We start from the raw sequence: 17,829 nt of genomic DNA, 5'->3' as shown, positions 1-17,829 counted from the left end.
CGACGTTGCGAAATCTGCCGTGATCACCTAACGGTTTGAGATAAAAGGTGAAATGTCAGTCTTGCGGCAAAATCATGGCAGCAGCTGGCCCTGCCACATTTTTAGTCACTGCACGCTTGGACCGCCGTTATCGGGAAGGCACGCCGTTCTGCGCCAGGAGCATGCCGAAGTAGAAAACGCGCGCCTCGAAAGGCGCGCGTCAATAACCTGAAGCCTTTGATTTTACGAGGGTATCTTGACGACCACCTCGGTCTTGTCGCCGGCTTTCGGCTGAAAACCGGAAGATTTTGTCTTGGTTCCATTGACTTCGAGCGAGATGGATTTGGCCTTTTTGTCGCGGATGACGCGAACCTTGATCTCCGACCCCAGCATCTTCAGCGTGGCAGAATAGCCGTCCCAATGGCTGGGCAGTTTCGGCCGGAACGTGATCTGCTTGCCCCGCCGCTCAATGCCCAGAATGCCTTCGACCGCAGCACGGTAGAGCCATCCCGCTGAGCCCGTATACCAGGTCCAGCCGCCGCGACCGCCCTTGTCCTCACCGGAATAGATGTCGGCGGCGACGACGTACGGCTCGACGCGATAATGCTCGGCCGATGCATCGTCGAGCGCATGGTTGACCGGGTTCAGCATCGAGAAGCAGCGATAGGCATCGTCGGTGCGGCCCATTTCGGCGAGCGCGATCACGAACCAGGTCGCCGCATGGGTGTACTGGCCGCCGTTCTCGCGCACGCCCGGCGGATAACTCTTGATGTAACCAGGGTCCTTTCTCGTGTTCTGGAAGGCCGGGGTAAACAGTTTGACGATCTTGAGCTTGTCGTCGACCAGCAGGTTCGTCGCCTGCTGCATCGCCGTGGTCGAGCGCGCGGGGTCGCCCTCGCCGGAGAGCACGCTCCACGACTGCGCGATGGAGTCGATCTTGCACTCGTCCGAATTGTGCGAGCCAAGCGGCGTGCCGTCATCGTAGCTGCCGCGGCGATACCACTGGCCGTCCCAGGCGGTGCTTTCCAGCGCCCGCTTCAGCACATCGGCGTGTTTTGTCCAGGCCTGCGCCCGCTTGGTGTCGCCCTGCCCCTTGGCCACGGTGGTAAAGTCGCCCAGCGTCTTCAAAAGGAACCAGCCGAGCCAGACACTCTCCCCCTTGCCGGCTTCGCCGACGCGGTTCATGCCGTCGTTCCAGTCGCCGCCGAGGATCAGCGGCAGCCCGGCCGGGCTGCTGCGCTTGACCGCAAGGTCGAGCGCGCGCGCGCAATGGTCGTAAAGCGAAGCGCTCGTCTTGGAGATTTCCGGCGTGAAGAAGGCGTCGTGCTCGCCCTCGCCCAACACCTGCCCGTCGATGAAAGGCAGCTGCTCCTTCAGGATCCCTGTATCGCCGGTCACCTCGATGTAGCGATTGGTGGCATGCGCCAGCCAGACCACATCGTCGGAGATCATAGTGCGCACGCCGGCGTCGGTGCGCGGCAACCACCAATGCTGGACGTCGCCTTCGGGGAACTGCCGGCGCGCCGCATTGAGGATCTGGTTGCGCGCCAGTTTCGGATCATGCGCAAGCAGGGCCAGCGTGTCCTGTAGCTGGTCGCGGAAGCCGAAGGCGCCGCTTGCCTGATAAAAGGCCGAGCGGGCGCGGATGCGGCAGGCCAGGCTCTGATAGGGCAGCCAGTGATTGACCATGGCGTCGAGCGCCTTGTCGGGCGTCTCGACCTGGATGGTGTCGAGGAAGCCGCGCCAGACGCGTTCATTATCGGCCAGCCGCTGGTCGAAATCCTTGCCCGAATGGGTCTGCACCAACGCGCTCGCTTCGGCTGATGTAGCGGCGTCGCCAAGCAGCCAGACCAGCGTGACGTCGCCGCCGGCAGGGATGTCGATGTCGCTGGCGACAGCTGCGCACGGATCGTCGCCGGCCTCGACGCGGCCCGACAGGCCGGCGCCGCTGACGACAGTGTGCGGGAAGGCGCTGGTGCCCTGCCTGCCGATGAACTCGCCACGATCGGCTGTCACCGAATGCACCGGACCGGTGGCGGCCAGGAAGGCCACCCGGTCGCCGAAATCGAGACCGTAGGGGTTTTGCGCCAGAAGCGCGCCGGTCGCTGGATCCCTGGACGGGATGATGGTCGCAGCCGTGCTCGAGCGATGGCTGCCGAGAACCCATTCGGCATAGGCATAGATGCGCAGCCGCGCCGGCGCCGAGCCCGAGTTCTGGATGCGCAGCCGCGTGATCTTCACTGGATCGACGGGATCGACGACGTGCGTCAGATCCATTGACAGCGGGCCGCGTTTGGATCGGAAGGTCGAGAAGCCCTGGCCGTGCCATGTCTCATAGGTCATCGAGGGATCGCGGACCACGGCAGCCAGCGGCGAGAATGCCTTGCCGCTGGCCTGATCGTAGATGTAGATGCCCTCGCCCGGCCGGTTGGTGACCGGATCGTTCGACCATGGCGTCAGTTGGTAATCGCGGCTGTTGCGGCTCCAGGTGAAGGCAGCGCCTTCGGCCGAGACATGGAATCCGAACGAGGCGTTCGAGACGACGTTGATCCAGGGCTGCGGAGTCGTGCGCCGGCCGGTGAGACGCGTGACATAGTGACGGCCATCGCCTTCGAAACCGCCGAAGCCGTTCCACTGGCTGAGGCCGCTGCCGTCGGCGCTGCTGTCGGACGCGGCATGGTATGCAGGCGCCGCCGGCACCGGCAGAGACGGCTCGCGCAGTGACGCGGGGGCCGCCGGCTGCAGGCCATCGCGTGCTTGCAAGGCTGCCGCCTCGGCGCGTTCGATCTGGTCGAAGATGGTGCCGTTGCGCGTGTGCAGAACCACGCGGGCAACCGCCAGCAGCGTCTTGTACGTCGCCTCGTCCATCAGGTCGCGGCGCACGGCGAAGATGTGCTGGCGCGGCCCGAGTTCCTTGCCGCGCAGGCGGCTGTTTTCGCACAGCGTTTCGACCGCGCGCTGCAGGTCCTGGACATAGGACGATGCCTGCTCGTTGACGACCACGAAGTCGATCATCATGCCGCGGGCGCGCATATACTCCTGGAAGCGCAGCGCCTGGGCGACAATTTCGAGGTCGGCCACGTCGCCGATGCGGACCAGGAAGATCGGGAAATCGCCCGAAATGCTGGTCGGCCACAGGCTGGACTGCTTGCCCAGCCCCGAAGCGATGGATTCGCCGGGCAGGCGCAGGAACGGATCGGGATAGATCAGGAAGCGCGCCAGCTTCTGCACGTTGGCGGCGTCGGTCAGGCTGAGACCAAGATGGCGGGTCTGCACCTGCGAACGCGTCCAGGCAAGCATCGCCTGGCGAGCAAAACTTTCGGGATGGTCGAGCCTGGCGATGGCCTCGTCCAGTTCGGCGCGGTTGGCGCCGACGGCGGTCCAGAAGGTCAGCGATATCTTCTTGTTGGCCGGCACCCGCACCTGGCGGCGCAGGGCCGCTACCGGATCGAGGGTGAAGCCGTGGTGACCGCCAAGCTTGGCGCCGGGATCGAAGGCCGCCGCTTCCGCGATGGTACGGCCACGGCCGATGAAGGCACGGCGGTCGGTTTCGGCCTCGGCATCGCGCGCCGACCCGGACGGATCGGTGACGAAATGCACCATGGTGACGTCAGGCTCGTTCTTCTCGCGCTTGCGCCTGGTGGCAAAGATGGCGCCGTTATTGGCAGCGATCTCGGTCTCGATAAACATTTTCGAGAACGCAGGATGGGCATTGTCGGAGGCTTCGTTGCCCAGCACCAGCTCGGCAAAGGAGGTCACCTCGATATGCCGGTCAGTGGCGCCGTCGTTGTAGAGCGTGACGCGCCGTCCCTCGCCATTGCCTTCCGAGATGACGATGCATTCGACCTCCGAACGAAGCGAGCCCACTGTTTTGACGAAGCTCGCCTTGTCGTCGGAAAACAGCGTCTGCACTCTCTCGCCGGTCGCCTGCTTCGGCTCCGCGGTGGCCGACCACCAGTCGCCGCTGCCGGCGTCGCGCAGGAAGATGTAGGAGCCGAGCCGGTCTTCGGTCGGGTCGGGCTGCCAACGGGTGACGGCGAGTTCGCCCCAGCGGCTGTAACCGGAACCGGTGGCCGAGACCATGACGGAGTAGCGGCCATTGGACATGACGCTGGTGGCGCGCAACGCCCTCAGCGGGTCGAGGACGATGCGCGAATCCGGGCTCTCGACCTCGGTCTCGTCCTTCGAGCGCTCGTCGGCTTCGGTCCTGACCGTGGCGGTCGGGATGTCGCGCGGCGCCCTCTCCTGCAGCAGGAGTTCGGCAGACTCGATCACCGGATCGCTGTGGAAGCGGTCGCGCAGCCGGCCCTCGAAGATGGCGTCGGCAACGGCGGCGATCGACATGCCGGAGTGATGCGCCATGTAGTTCAGGACAACAGCGTGGTCGGTGCCTTCCGGCACGCGCTGCGGCGTGAAGTCGACGGCGTCGTAAAAGCCATGCCGGCCGAGAGCGCCGATGGAGCGCAGCCTAGCCAGATTCTGGACGGATTCGCGCGGTGTGAACTGCGCCGCGAGGATCGTGGCGTAAGGGGCGATCACCGTGTTCTGGCCAAGGCCGCGCTTGAGGCCAAGTCCGGGCACGCCGAAATTGGTATACTGGTAGGTCAGTTCGCGGTCGCGGGCATTGTAGGCCGCTTCCGAAATGCCCCAGGGCACGTTCTTCGAACGCGCGTACTGGATCTGACGCTTGATGATCAGCTTGCTGGTCTGGTTGAGGATCGAGCCCTGCGGTTCCTTCATCACCAGTGGCGGCATCAGATACTCGAACATCGAGCCCGACCAGGACATCAGCGCACCCTGGAAGCCGATCTCGACGATCGGCCTTCCAAGCCGGAACCAATGCTCCGTGGGCAGGTCACCCTTGGCGATGGCGAACAGGCTGGTCAGCCGCGCCTCGGAGGCGAGCAGATCGTAGCAGCTCTCATCGAGCTGGTGCTCCTCGACCCGGTAGCCGATCGAGAGCAGTTTGCGCTCCTGACGCATCAGGAAAGAGAAATCCATCTCGAAGGCATAGCGGCGGCAGCGTTCGCGCAGCGCCAGCAGCTTGGCGCGCAAGGCTTCGACGGCGTTTTCGTCGCTGTGCGAGTCATGCACATGCGCCTCGCAGGTCGCTTCCAGCCGTGCCGCCCAGTCGGCGATAATGTCGCTGCGCTGCGATCCGGCCTCGGTGTGGATGGCGGTGGCGAGCTTGCGGATCTCGCCGGCAAGCACGGCCAGGTTAATGGTGCGGATCGAGGCCATCTCCGGCTGCGCCTTGATGGTCATGACGGCGCGCCGCATGCCATCGAGGCGATCGGCCAGACGCTGGCGCAACGGCCGCAGTTGCCGGCGGTCGTCAGGCAATTCCTCGAGGCTCTCGTCAAGGATGCTCACCGTGTCGAGGACGCCTTCGAAATCGCCCTGCAGGTGAACGGACGGGGCTTCCGCCCATTCGGCGCAGGCAGCCGCCACCGCGACCAGATGTCCGGCGAGATTGCCGCTGTCGACGGCCGAGATGTAAAGCGGATAGAGCGGCTTGAGCGTCGTCGTGTCGTACCAGTTGAAGAGGTGGCCACGGTTGCGCGGCATGCTCTCGATGGTCGTCATCGTGGCGTCGATCCGGGTGATGGCGTCGGAGAGCGCAATCCAGCCGAAATCGCGTGCCGACACCACCGACAGCAGGTAGACGCCGATATTGGTCGGCGACGTCCGCGGCGCTACAACCGGAGCCGGGCTTTCCTGGAAATTGTCGGGCGGCAGATTGTGGTGCTCGGCCGTGACGAAGGTTTCGAAATAATGCCAGGTGCGGCGCGCCACGGTGCGCAGCGCGTGGATGTCGGCCTGCGATATGCGCAGGCGGTCCTCGGTCTCGGCCGAGCGGCTGATCCAGCAGGCAACCGCCGGCGAACCGATCCAGAACAGAGCGAAGAAGAAGGCGACGAAGGCACCGGTGGAATCGGCCAGCACGGGGATAGCGAGACCGACGACGCCGATGATCACGGCGCCATACATCATGCTGTAATAGGAGCCGATATCGTTGTCGCCGCCCTTGTGCGCCTGCGACGCGGTGCGCCATTCCAGCAGGTTCTGGCGGCTGACGAACAGGCGGTAGAGCGTGCGCACGATGGCGTCGCCCATCATCCAGGCATTGTGCGCCATCAACAGCACTTTCAGCGCCACAAGGGCCGTGCCGAAGACGGTGTCGTGCGCCAGCGCGGAGAAATGGCCGCGCGGCGTCTGGTCGCCGCTCTTGGGCAGGACGGCGTTGACGACATCGAAGGTCGGCGCCATGAACAGCGACAGGATCAGCAGCGCCTGCCACTGCGCGGCCTGCGTGAAGGGCAGCAGCGTCCAGCCGGCGATCGCCGCCATCACCCAGAAGATCGGGGTCAGCGAGCGGCGCAGATTGTCGACCATCTTCCAGCGCGACAGCGCCGGCACGCCGGAACGCGGCGAGAAGATGAAGCGCAGCAGCTGCCAGTCGCCGCGCGCCCAGCGGTGGTGGCGCGAGGCGTCGACCGAGTAGCGGGTAGGATAGTCCTCGACCAGTTCGACATCGGTGACAAGTGCTGCGCGCGCCAACGCACCTTCGAGCAGATCGTGGCTGAGGACGGTGTTTTCCTCGATGCGGCCCTGCAGCGCCGCCTCGAAAGCGTCGACGTGATAAAGGCCCTTGCCGGTGAAGGAGCCGTCGCTGAAGACGTCCTGGTAGAGGTCCGAAACGGCAAAGACGTAAGGATCGAGACCGCTGTTGGACGAGAAGACGCGCTGGAAGAAAGAAGCGTCGTCGCCGCTGGTGAGCGAGGCTGTGATGCGCGGCTGCAGAATGGTGTAGCCGGCGGTAACGACGCGCTTTGTCGCGTCGAAATGCGGGCGGTTGAGCGGATGGGCGAGCTTGCCGACCAGTGACGACACGGCGTCGCGCGTGGTGCGCGTGTCGGCGTCGAGCGTCATGACATAGACGACCTTTTCCGGCAGCGGCACGTCGAGCGGCAGGAAGGTGGTGTCGCTGTCGCCGCGCAAGAGAAGGTTCAGCTCATGCAGCTTGCCGCGCTTACGCTCCCAGCCCATCCAGGCGCCCTGCGCCTGGTTGTAGAGCCGGCGGCGATGCAGGATATAGAAACGCGGCGCGCCTTCCGAGGGATAACGGGCATTGAGCCTGGCGATCTCGTCGCGCGCATATTGCAGGATCTCGATGTCGGCGGCGTCGATCTCGGTCTTGGAATCCGGCCAGTCGGACAGCAGCGCGAAATGGATTTCTTCGGCCGTGTTGGCGAGGTGATGCACCTCGATGTTGCGGATGTTTTCCTCGACATCATCGCGCGAGCCGATCAGCGACGGCACCACGACCAAGGTGCGTGATGCCGCTGGAATGCCGTGCTTGTAATCATAGCCGACGAGCCGCGTCGGCTTCAGGAACAGTGAAACAACGGTGTTGAAGAAGGCGAGCGCGCCTTCGCTGGCAGGCACCGCAAACAGCGCCAGCATCAGCGTGATGGATTCCACCGACAGGCCGAGATGGGCAAGCGCATTGCCGGAGACAACCAGCAGCAGCACCGTCAGCAGGAAGACCGGCACAACGATGCCGAGCCAGCCCGTGGCGGTGAAGGCGCGCTTGAAGGTCACATGGAAGGGCGGCCGGTAGCCGATCGCCTCTTCCAGATCCGGCCGGCGCGGGCCGACCAGGAAGAAGCCGACATCGGTATGCATGGCCGGATCGGCTGATGCATCCGGCACGCCGGAGGCATCGGTGACGCCGGGGACATGGCTGGCCAGCTCGATGGCCTTTTCGGCGACACGGAATTCGGACAGGTCGGAGCGGCGCGCCAGTTGCTCGATTGACGTGCGGTACTGGTCGCGCGAAAAGAAATCGAGCGCGGCGAAATCGGTGCGCTCGCGCAACAGCGTGTCGATGCGGCTGACGCCCTCGAACCACACCGTCCAGTCGACGTCGTTGATGAGGCGCAGGCCGCGGATGATGTTGCCGGTGGTGACATTGCCGCTGGACAGCGTGCGATGCTCGGAAATGATGATTTCCTCGGCGTCGGAGCCGGTTTTCTCGAGCTCGACCTCCAGCCATTCCAGCGCCCTGCCGGCATTCTGCGAGCCGTCGCGCAGGCGGTAGAGCAACTGGGTGGCGAAGGTGGTGTCCTGCGCATGCGCGCCGTAGCCCGACAGGATCTTCCGGCGGTCTGCATTGTCGTCGGTCGCCAGCACGCGGTCGGCGACCTCGTTGGCGATATGGCGCATCTGCCTGGTGCGGTCGACGCGCACGGCGATGCGGCGCAGATTCTCGATCAAAACGAAGCGCAGCAGCGACGGCAGCGCCCAGAGCTCGCCGATCTTGAGCGGCTCGACCGACTGAAAACCCTCGACGATGGATTTGAACATGGTCGCCGAAACCGAACTGTCGGAATGGGCGACATAGCTCCAGGCCAGGGCCAGCGCGCGCGGCACCGCGGCGCGATCGGCCACTTCCAGGGTCGGCAACTGCCGGTAGAAACGGCGCGGCAGGTCGCGCTTCACCTGAAAAATGGTCTCCTCGACGAGATAATTGTTGTCGAGCAGCCATTGCGCGGCAGGCGTGATGGTTTCGCCCTTGGCCTGGGCGGCATTGGTCGAGCGGTAGACTTCGAGGATTTTCTTGGCGCTGTCGCGGATGCGGGCCTGGAAATCGAACGGCGTCAGGCCGAACAGGTCCTTGATGTCGCCGTTGGCGAGGCTTTCGCCCAGCGCGCGCAGCCGCTCTTCGGGCAGGAAATTGGAGCGTATCGGCTCTTCGGTGATGACCGGGAAGCCGGCGCTGGACTTTTCGATTTGGGCAGGATTTGTCTGGATATTCATTGAAAATTCCGCATGGGGGACGCGATGCGGCGCCACCGCCACGGCAATGTCCCTAAAACCGATTCAAATGCAATTGGTTGCATGATTACACTGGCCGAAAGTTTTGCTTCGCACCACGCCAGAGGCGTTATCCCTTCGACATTTTAAGTGGGGCTTTCGACAACTCAAGGACGAGCACCCCCGCCCTCCCGTCCGCCTTGGAACGACGGAAGGATTCGGGCTTTTTCGTGATCCAGACAACAGCTTACGCCAGATTTCTCCGGCGTGCGATCATGTTTGGCAACAGGCGTTAATCGTTGTGCTGGCGGTGCGGCTGGCCCAGCCTGGCTATCCGGATGACGAACACGGTCGTCGGCCGTACCGGTTCAACCCGTAGTTTTGCCTGCGGACCGAGCAACAGCGTGTCGAGGGGTCCAAGACGAGACGATGTCGGGCCGCTGAGGCCGACCTCGCCGTCGAACGGCAGGATCAGGGTCATAGCGCTGGTCGGCCGGATATCGGTCGGAACCGAAACCATCAGAGGCTGGACCGAGTGCGTTGCCCGCCCGCGGCGGGTCATGACGTTGAGGTCGGTGATCGGACCGGAGATCAGCGCGGCCGTGGTCGGCACATCGGCCGGGAAGGACAGCGGGGCGGAAGCCGCCGTCACTTCGGCCGGCCGCCGGCCAGCAATGTCAAGGACGATCCCCTCGCCTTCCAGCACGGCCAGCGTGCGGTCGACGCCGGCAAAGCCCGAGAACGGCCCGCTATCCTCGACTCGCGCCATCGAAACGCGCCAGTCGAAATCGTCGAGCCCGGCGCCGTCCGGCGAGACGGCGATCTCGGTGGTCGTGCCGCCGCCATTCTTCCACGGCATGACCCGGTAGTCGGCGGCCCGTAGGATGCGCATCATTTAAGCCAATCAGCCTAAAATACCGGGCAGATTGAGCTGGTGCTCCTTCGCGCACTCGATGGCGATGTCGTAGCCGGCATCGGCGTGGCGCATAACGCCTGTCGCCGGATCGTTCCACAACACGCGCTCCAGGCGCCTTGCGGCGTCCGGCGTGCCGTCGGCGACGATGACCATGCCGGCATGCTGCGAGAAGCCCATGCCGACGCCGCCGCCATGATGCAGCGACACCCAGGTCGCGCCCGACGCGGTGTTGAGCAACGCATTGAGCAGCGGCCAGTCGGAGACGGCGTCGGAGCCGTCCTTCATCGCTTCCGTCTCGCGGTTGGGCGAAGCCACCGAGCCGGAATCAAGGTGGTCGCGGCCGATGACGACGGGCGCCTTGAGTTCGCCCCTGGCCACCATCTCGTTGAAGGCGAGCCCCAGCCTGTGGCGGTCGCCGAGGCCGACCCAGCAGATGCGCGCCGGCAGGCCCTGAAAGGCGATGCGCTCACGTGCCATGTCCAGCCAGTTGTGCAGATGGGTGTTGCCGGGGGTGAGTTCGCGCACTTTGGCGTCGGTCTTGTAGATGTCCTCGGGATCGCCCGAAAGGGCGGCCCAGCGGAACGGGCCGATGCCCCGGCAGAACAGCGGCCTTATATAGGCCGGCACGAAGCCCGGAAAGGCAAAGGCGTTCTCGAAGCCTTCGTCCTTGGCGACCTGGCGGATGTTGTTGCCATAGTCGAGCGTCGGCACGCCGGCGTTCCAGAAATCCACCATCGCCTCGACATGCTCGCGCATCGAGGCGCGGGCGGCCTTCTCGACAGCCTTGGGATCGGAGACGCGCTTCTCGCGCCACTCAGCCATCGTCCAGCCCTTGGGCAGATAGCCGTTGATCGGGTCATGCGCCGAGGTCTGGTCGGTGACCATGTCGGGGCGGATGCCCCGCTTGAACATTTCCGGCACGATGTCGGCCGCATTGCCGAGCAGGCCGACCGACTTCGCCTCGCCGGCCTTGGTCCAGCGCTCGATCATTTCCATCGCTTCGTCGAGCGTCTCGGCCTTGTCGTCGACATAGCGGGTGCGCAGCCGGAAATCGATCGAGTCCGGATTGCATTCGATGGCCAGGCAGCAGGCGCCGGCCATGACGGCGGCAAGCGGCTGGGCGCCGCCCATGCCGCCGAGGCCACCGGTCAGGATCCATTTGCCCCTAAGATTGCCATTGTGGTGCTGGCGTCCGGCCTCGACGAAGGTCTCATAAGTGCCCTGCACGATGCCTTGCGTGCCGATGTAGATCCAGGAGCCGGCCGTCATCTGGCCGTACATCATCAGGCCTTTTTTATCGAGCTCGTTGAATTTGTCCCAGGTCGCCCAATGCGGCACCAGGTTGGAGTTGGCGATCAGCACGCGCGGCGCATCGGTGTGCGTCCGGAAGACGCCGACCGGCTTGCCGGACTGGACCAGCAGCGTCTCGTCTTCATTGAGGGTCTTCAACGAGGCGACGATGCTGTCGAAATCGTTCCAGGTGCGCGCGGCCCGGCCGATGCCGCCATAGACGACGAGCTCATTGGGGTTTTCGGCGACATCGGGATCGAGGTTGTTCATCAGCATGCGCAGCGGCGCTTCGGTCGTCCAGTATTTGGCGTTGAGCTTGTCGCCGCGGGGCGCGCGCACTTCGCGGATGTTGTGGCGAGGATTATTCATCATTGTCCCTTTGGAGTAAGGCGGCGTCTCAGCGCCCGGCCCAGTCAATGGCGGATTGGAGGATTTTCGTCAGTATGGCGCGCATCGGCGCGGCGAACTCGGCATCATAAGGCACCGGCCAATTGTCCGGTTCGCCCTTGCCCTCGGGCTCGCGCAAATAGCCGCGATCGGCAAGTTCCATCTGCAGCGCATGGTAGCCGCCTTGCGGATTGCCGAAATAGCGGGTGATCCAGCCACCCTTGAAACGGCCGTTGATGACATTGCTTTCACCGCTCTCGGCCATGATCTGGCCAACCAGCGCCTGCAGCGTAGGATCCGCGGTCTGGCCGTCATTGGTGCCGAGATTGAACACCGGCAGCGTGCCGTAGAACAGGCGCGGCAGCACCGACGGGATCGAGTGGCAATCGTAAATGACGACCTTCTCATGCAGGCCGCGCAGCCTGACGGCCTGGGCCGCCAGCATTTCATGGTAAGGCACGAAATACGCTATGCGGCGTTGGTCTATCTCCGACGGCGTCGGTTCCGCGCCGGGCAGATACAGCGGATCGCCGTCGAAGGTCTCGGTCGGGCATAGCGTCGTTGTCGTCTGCCCGGGATAGAGCGAGGCGCCGGAAGGATCGCGGTTGACGTCGATGACGGTGCGCGAGATCGACGTATGCACAATCGTCGCGCCAAGGCCGGCGGCGAAATCGTAGAGATTGTCGATCCACCAGTCGCAATCGCGGCGGCCGTGCCAGGGCGAGACCAGCCGATTGTCGATGCCGGCGAGATCGATACCCGTGTGCGGGATCGACACCAACAGGGGTGCCGTGCCTTCGGTCACTGTCAGCCAGTCGGTCATGTCAGACTCCCGAGATCGAAGGCAATGTCACCGCGCTCGCAGCCTTGATGGCAGCGCCGCTGCGCACCATGGCGATGGCTTTTTCCATGTCAGGGTGGAAATGCCGGTCATTGTCGAGATGCGGCACCTCGGCGCGGACCAGCTTGCGAACCGCTTCCAGAGCTGCACTCGACGCCAGCGGCGCATGGAAATCGCAGCCTTGCGCGGCGGCCAAGAGTTCGATGCCGATGACGGCCGTGGCGTTTTCGATCATGCCGATCAGCCGGCGAGCGCCGTGTGCGGCCATCGAGACATGGTCTTCCTGGTTGGCCGAGGTCGGGATGGAATCGACACTTGCCGGATAGGCCTTCTGCTTGTTCTCAGAGACGAGCGCCGCCGCCGTCACCTGCGGGATCATGAAGCCGGAGTTCAGGCCGGGCTTCGGCGTCAGGAAGGCCGGCATGCCGGACAGCGCGGGGTCTACCAGCATGGCGATGCGGCGCTCCGACAGCGAGCCGATCTCGCAGACGGCAAGCGCGATCATGTCGGCGGCGAAAGCCACCGGCTCGGCGTGGAAATTGCCGCCTGAAAGCGCAGTATCGTCCTCGGCGAAGATCAGCGGATTGTCGGTGACGCCATTGGCCTCGGTGCCGAGCGTATCGGCGGCCTGGCGCAGCACGCTGAGCGCCGCACCCATCACCTGCGGCTGGCAGCGCAGGCAGTACGGATCCTGCACGCGCTCATCGCCGACGCGGTGCGATTCACGGATGGCGCTGCCGGACATCAGATTGCGCAGCGCTGCCGCCGTCTCGATCTGGCCCGGGTGTTTTCTGAGGAGATGGATGCGCGGATCGAAGGGTGCATCCGAGCCCTTGGCAGCGTCGGTCGACAGCGCCCCGGCGACCAGCGCCGACTGATACAGCACTTCGGCCTCGAACAGAGCGGCCAGCGCGTAGGCGGTGGAAAACTGCGTGCCGTTGAGCAGCGCCAGACCTTCCTTGGCGCCGAGCGTCACGGGCTCCAGGCCGTGCGAGACGAAAGCGACCTTGGCCGGGAAGCGGCCATGCGGTGTAAAGCATTCGCCGACGCCGATCATCACCGCCGTCATGTGCGACAGCGGCGCGAGATCTCCGGAGGCGCCGACCGAGCCCTGCGCCGGCACGACGGGGATGACGTCGTTGGCCAGCATCGCTTCCAGCAATTCGATGGTTTGCGGCCGCACGCCCGACGCGCCCTGCGCCAGGCTGGCCAGCTTCAGCGCCATCATCAACCGAACCACAGCGACCGGCATCGGCTCGCCGACGCCGGCGGCATGCGACAAAACGATGTTGCGTTGCAGGGTCTCTAGATCCTCGGCCGGAATGCGGACGCTGGCCAGTTTGCCAAAGCCGGTGTTGATGCCGTAGACCGGCTCACCCTTGGCGACGATGCGGGCGACAGCCTCGGCGCTGGCCTTGATCTTCGGACGGCAGGCAGCGTCGAGCTTCGGCACGGCGCCACGATAGATAGCGCGCCAGTCGGCCAGCGTCGCATTGCCGGGCTTCAGGTTAAGTTCGGTCATTGTCCTCTCCAGATGCGGGCATGGAGCGGGTTGAAGCCCATGCGGTAGACGAGTTCGGCCGGACGCTCGATGTCCCAGATCGCCAGGTCGGCGGATTTCCCTGCTTCAAGCGTGCCGGTCTGGCCGAGCAATCCCAGCGCACGGGCAGCCTCGCGAGTGGTGCCGGCCAGGCACTCCTCGACGGTCAGGCCGAAAAGCGTCGCGGCCATGTTCATGGTCAGAAGCAGCGAGGTCAGCGGCGACGTCCCGGGATTGTTGTCGGTGGCGACCGCCATCTTGACGCCGTGCTGGCGAAACAGGCCGATCGGCGGCTTCCTGGTTTCGCGGATGAAATAGTAGGCGCCGGGTAGGATCGTCGCCACGGTGCCGGCCTTGGCCATGGCTGCGGCACCTGCTTCATCGGTGTATTCGAGATGGTCGGCCGACAGCGCGCCATAGCGGGCGGCGAGTTCGGCGCCATGCAGGTTCGACAGCTGGTCGGCATGGAGCTTTACCGGCAGGCCAAGCGCCTTGGCCTTGTCGAACACGCGGGCGATTTGCTCCGGCGAGAAGGCAATGCCTTCGCAGAACCCATCAACGGCATCCGCCAGGCCCTCGACGGCGATGGCGGGCAGAATATTGTCGACGATATTGTCGATGTATTCGTCCTTGTCGCGATAGGGCTCCGACGGCACGGAAAGATCGCCCAGATTCTGCGGTAGTGTGTGTGCGCCGAGAAAAGTGGTGACCACGGACACATCCCGCATTGTGCCCAGCCGCCGCGCCGCACGTAGCGACCATCTCTCATGCATATGGCTAAGGCCGTAGCCCGACTTGATTTCGACGGTCGTCACGCCCTCGGCAATCAAAGCGTCGAGGCGCGGCAGGCTCTGCCGGACCAATTCATCCTCGTGCGCTGCACGCGTGGCTTTGACCGTCGAGACGATGCCACCGCCGGCTCTGGCGACCTCTTCATAGGTGGCGCCGGCCAGCCGCATCTCGAACTCGTTGGCACGGTTGCCGGCATGGATGAGATGGGTGTGGCAGTCGATCAGGCCGGGCGTGATCCAGCGGCCTTCGCAATCGGTAGTCTCGCCGCCCTGAGCCAACGCTGACGGCATGTCGGCTTCCGGACCGGCATAGACGATGACGCCGTCACGGGCGACGATCGCGCCCTTTTCGACGAGGCCCAGTCCGGCATCGCCTTCGGCCATGGTTGCCAGGCGCGCATTGCGCCAAAGCTGAAGGCCCCGTGCCCGGCTTTTGTTCTGTGCCGCCATCATCTTTTTCCGTTGCTTGGATGGCGATTATGTATATACATATTGAAACGCACTGCAAGTGCATTGTTCATGGAACGCGGAGAAAAACGTGACGGCGATCTTTGCGGAACAGGCGCTGCTGGCCGATGGCTGGCACGACAAGGTGCGGATTTCGTTGAACGATAGTCGCATCACGGCAGTCGAGCCGGGCTCTTCGCAGCAAGCCGACGACGAACGCCACGCCATTCTGGTCCCCGGCATGCCGAACCTGCACAGCCACGCCTTCCAGCGCGGCATGGCCGGGCTTGCCGAACTGCGCGGTCCCTCCGCCGACAGCTTCTGGAGCTGGCGCGAGGTGATGTACCGCTTTGCGCTGTCGATGACGCCGGACCAGGTCGAGGCGGTCGCCGCACAGCTTTACGTCGAGATGCTGGAGGCCGGATTCTCGCGCGTCGGCGAATTTCATTATCTCCACCACGATCGCGACGGAAAACCCTATGCCAACCTTGCCGAGATGGCCGAACGTATTGCCGCGGCCGCCGGCGAAACCGGGATCGGCCTGACGCTGCTGCCGGTGTTTTATGCCCATTCCTCCTTCGGCGGCGCTGCGCCCAATGAAGGCCAGCGGCGATTCATCAACGATGTAAATCGGTTCGAACGCTTGCTTGAGAAAAGCCGCGAATCGGTTCGTGCGTTGAATCAGGCTGTCGTCGGCGTCGCCCCGCACAGCCTGCGCGCCGCGACGCCGGAGGAACTCAGCGCTGTTGCCGCCATTGCGCCGGACGGACCGATCCACATCCACGTCGCCGAGCAGGTGAAGGAGGCCGAGGATTGCCTGGCGTGGTCGGGTGCGCGACCGGTCGAATGGCTGCTCGCCAATGCCGGGATCGACAAGCGTTGGTGCCTGATCCACGCCACCCACATGACCGAGGCTGAGACAACCGGCATGGCCAGAAGCGGCGCCATTGCCGGGCTTTGCCCGATCACCGAGGCCAATCTCGGCGACGGCACCTTTTCAGCACCTCTGTTCATCGAACATGGCGGCCGCTTCGGCGTCGGCTCGGATTCCAACGTGCTGATCGGCCTGCCGGATGAATTGCGCCAGCTCGAATATTCGCAGCGCCTCGCACACCGCGCCCGCAATGTGCTGGCGGTGGCCGGCGGCTCGACCGGGCGGGCTCTGTTCGACGCCGCCCTCGATGGCGGCAGCACCGCACTCGGCGCCGGCCCGTCGCGGATCGCCGCCGGCGCCGCGGCTGATTTCGTCTCCCTCGACGAAAACCATCCTTCGCTGGCCGGAAAAAGTGGCGATGCGATCCTCGACGCCTGGATCTTTGCCAATGGCGGCAAGGTCGATTGCGTCTGGGTGCACGGAAAAAAACAAGTCAGCGGCGGCCGGCATGCAGCGCGTGAGACGATCGCCGAGCGCTTTCGCCATGTGATGACGGCGCTTTCGGCATGAGCATATCAGAGACAGCGGCGGTGGAAGGCGGCGGTTCGCTGCACCAGCGCATCCTGTCCGACATCAGCGAGAAAATAATGTCCGGCGCCTGGGCGCCGGGTCACCGCATCCCGTTCGAGCACGAGTTGACGGCCGAATACAATTGCTCGCGCATGACGGTGAACAAGGCGCTGTCGCAACTGGCCAAGGCCGGGCTGATCGAGCGCCGCCGCCGTTCGGGCAGCTTTGTCCGCCAGCCGCAGTCGCAGGCCGCGGTGCTGGAAATCCACGACATCAGGATCGAGGTTGAGTCGCTTGGCCTGGCTTATCGTTACGAGCGCTTGGCGCGGCAGAAAAGGCGCAGCAGCGCCGAGGATCGCGCCTTGCTGGAACTGGACGCAGCCGGACAGGTGCTGGCGCTTGAATGCCGGCATTTTGCCGGCAAGCGGCCGTTCGCGCACGAACAGCGGCTGATCAATCTCGCCGCCGTCGCGGAAGCCGCCGAGGAGGAGTTTCTCGACATCGCCCCCGGCCCTTGGCTGATTGGCCGCGTGCCATGGAGCGAGGCAGAGCACCGTATCCGCGCGGTCGCGGCAGACAGACATATTGCCGAAGCGCTCGACATCGCAACCGGCGCGCCCTGCCTGGTGGTCGAGCGCCGAACCTGGAGCGCCGAGCACCCGGTGACGCAGGTGAGGTTCACCTACGCCGCGGAGAGCCACACGTTGGTGGCGAGGTTCAGGCCTTCGCAGGGGTGATTACCCTCCCCCTCGAGGGGAGGGTCGCGGAGCAAGTGCCGCAAAAGGCGGCACTGGTGACGCGGGGTGGGGTCGGTGCAGCCTCGCCGACCCCACCCCGTCTCGCAGTCTCCGCTTCGCTTCGACTACTCGCCGACCCTCCCCTCGAGGGGGAGGGTAAGGCGCCGCGCTCTAAATCGCCGCCGTAACAATAATCTCGACAGTGTATTCCGGCCCTGCAAGCTTGGCCTCACCCGTGGCGCGGGCGGGCGTGTTGCCTTGCGGGACCCACTTGTCCCATTCCTTGTTCATCTCGGCGAAGGTGCCCATATCGGCCAGCCAGATGATCGCCTGCAGGATCTTGGTCTTGTCGGTGCCGGCCTTGGCCAGCAGTTCGTCGATAGATGCGAGGATCGACCTGGTCTGTTCGCCAACGCTGGCGCCGGGCGTTCCGACCTGGCCGGCGAGATAGACGGTGTTGCCGTGGATGACGATCTGGCTCATGCGCGGGCCAACATCGATGCGACGAATGCTCATGGGATGGTTCCTTCGTTTGTCGGTGCGCCTGTTTAGAGTCGCTGCCGCCTCCGGGCAAGGCCAACAGCGCGAAACCTCTTGAGCCTGGGTTGGATCTTGGGCCGCAAATGTCTATCTGCGC

9 protein-coding genes are annotated in these 17,829 nt (G+C 64.6%); 2 read left to right on the top strand and 7 right to left on the bottom strand.

Annotated elements, in window-relative coordinates; all coding sequences use genetic code 11:
* Positions 1 to 222: 222 nt before the first annotated feature.
* The 6 genes from AC3CCE_RS31055 to hutI all read right to left on the bottom strand — a co-directional run bounded on the left by AC3CCE_RS31055 (position 223) and on the right by hutI (position 15,014).
* The gene (locus AC3CCE_RS31055) at positions 223 to 8,802 is read right to left on the bottom strand and encodes a glycoside hydrolase family 94 protein (RefSeq protein ID WP_352627199.1); all 8,580 of its coding nucleotides are present in this window, start codon (positions 8,800 to 8,802) and stop codon (positions 223 to 225) included.
* A gap of 289 nt (positions 8,803 to 9,091) precedes the next feature.
* Positions 9,092 to 9,691, bottom strand: a complete 600-nt coding sequence (locus tag AC3CCE_RS31050; protein WP_352627206.1) for a HutD/Ves family protein — start codon at positions 9,689 to 9,691, stop codon at positions 9,092 to 9,094.
* Between the two features lie 12 nt (positions 9,692 to 9,703).
* A complete protein-coding gene (gene hutU / locus AC3CCE_RS31045) occupies positions 9,704 to 11,374 on the bottom strand; it encodes a urocanate hydratase (protein ID WP_352627201.1) in 1,671 nt (556 codons plus the stop codon).
* Positions 11,375 to 11,402: 28 nt separating this feature from the next.
* The gene (gene hutG / locus AC3CCE_RS31040; protein WP_352627203.1) at positions 11,403 to 12,215 is read right to left on the bottom strand and encodes an N-formylglutamate deformylase; all 813 of its coding nucleotides are present in this window, start codon (positions 12,213 to 12,215) and stop codon (positions 11,403 to 11,405) included.
* Between the two features lies 1 nt (position 12,216).
* The gene (gene hutH, locus AC3CCE_RS31035; RefSeq protein ID WP_352510765.1) at positions 12,217 to 13,755 is read right to left on the bottom strand and encodes a histidine ammonia-lyase; all 1,539 of its coding nucleotides are present in this window, start codon (positions 13,753 to 13,755) and stop codon (positions 12,217 to 12,219) included.
* On the bottom strand, positions 13,752 to 15,014 hold the full coding sequence (hutI, locus tag AC3CCE_RS31030; protein ID WP_352510766.1) for an imidazolonepropionase: 1,263 nt from the start codon (positions 15,012 to 15,014) through the stop codon (positions 13,752 to 13,754). The genes hutH and hutI overlap by 4 nt, the downstream gene beginning before the upstream one ends.
* A gap of 88 nt (positions 15,015 to 15,102) precedes the next feature.
* Here hutI and AC3CCE_RS31025 point away from each other — a divergent pair, with 88 nt between their 5' ends.
* Complete coding sequence (locus AC3CCE_RS31025) at positions 15,103 to 16,455, top strand: formimidoylglutamate deiminase (protein ID WP_352510767.1); 1,353 nt, start codon at positions 15,103 to 15,105, stop codon at positions 16,453 to 16,455.
* On the top strand, positions 16,452 to 17,192 hold the full coding sequence (gene hutC, locus AC3CCE_RS31020; protein WP_023724862.1) for a histidine utilization transcriptional repressor HutC: 741 nt from the start codon (positions 16,452 to 16,454) through the stop codon (positions 17,190 to 17,192). The genes AC3CCE_RS31025 and hutC overlap by 4 nt, the downstream gene beginning before the upstream one ends.
* A gap of 171 nt (positions 17,193 to 17,363) precedes the next feature.
* Here hutC and AC3CCE_RS31015 read toward each other — a convergent pair whose 3' ends face one another.
* Entirely contained in the window at positions 17,364 to 17,708 is a 345-nt protein-coding gene (locus AC3CCE_RS31015; RefSeq protein ID WP_023672906.1) for a RidA family protein, read from the bottom strand.
* Between the last annotated feature and the right edge of the window lie 121 nt (positions 17,709 to 17,829).

The sequence above is a fragment of the Mesorhizobium sp. P160187 genome, assembly GCF_057766425.1.
Note: the sequence above shows the minus strand (reverse complement) of the source record. Positions and strands in the feature narration are given on the sequence as shown.

Excerpts from the sequence above, each read along its gene's own strand:
- AC3CCE_RS31015 (WP_023672906.1), bottom strand. The coding sequence starts at position 17,708 with ATGAGCATTCGTCGCATCGATGTTGGCCCGCGCATGAGCCAGATCGTC.
- hutI (WP_352510766.1), bottom strand. The coding sequence starts at position 15,014 with ATGGCGGCACAGAACAAAAGCCGGGCACGGGGCCTTCAGCTTTGGCGC.
- AC3CCE_RS31050 (WP_352627206.1), bottom strand. The coding sequence starts at position 9,691 with ATGCGCATCCTACGGGCCGCCGACTACCGGGTCATGCCGTGGAAGAAT.
- hutG (WP_352627203.1), bottom strand. The coding sequence starts at position 12,215 with ATGACCGACTGGCTGACAGTGACCGAAGGCACGGCACCCCTGTTGGTG.
- hutU (WP_352627201.1), bottom strand. The coding sequence starts at position 11,374 with ATGAATAATCCTCGCCACAACATCCGCGAAGTGCGCGCGCCCCGCGGC.
- hutC (WP_023724862.1), top strand. The coding sequence starts at position 16,452 with ATGAGCATATCAGAGACAGCGGCGGTGGAAGGCGGCGGTTCGCTGCAC.
- AC3CCE_RS31055 (WP_352627199.1), bottom strand. The coding sequence starts at position 8,802 with ATGAATATCCAGACAAATCCTGCCCAAATCGAAAAGTCCAGCGCCGGC.
- hutH (WP_352510765.1), bottom strand. The coding sequence starts at position 13,755 with ATGACCGAACTTAACCTGAAGCCCGGCAATGCGACGCTGGCCGACTGG.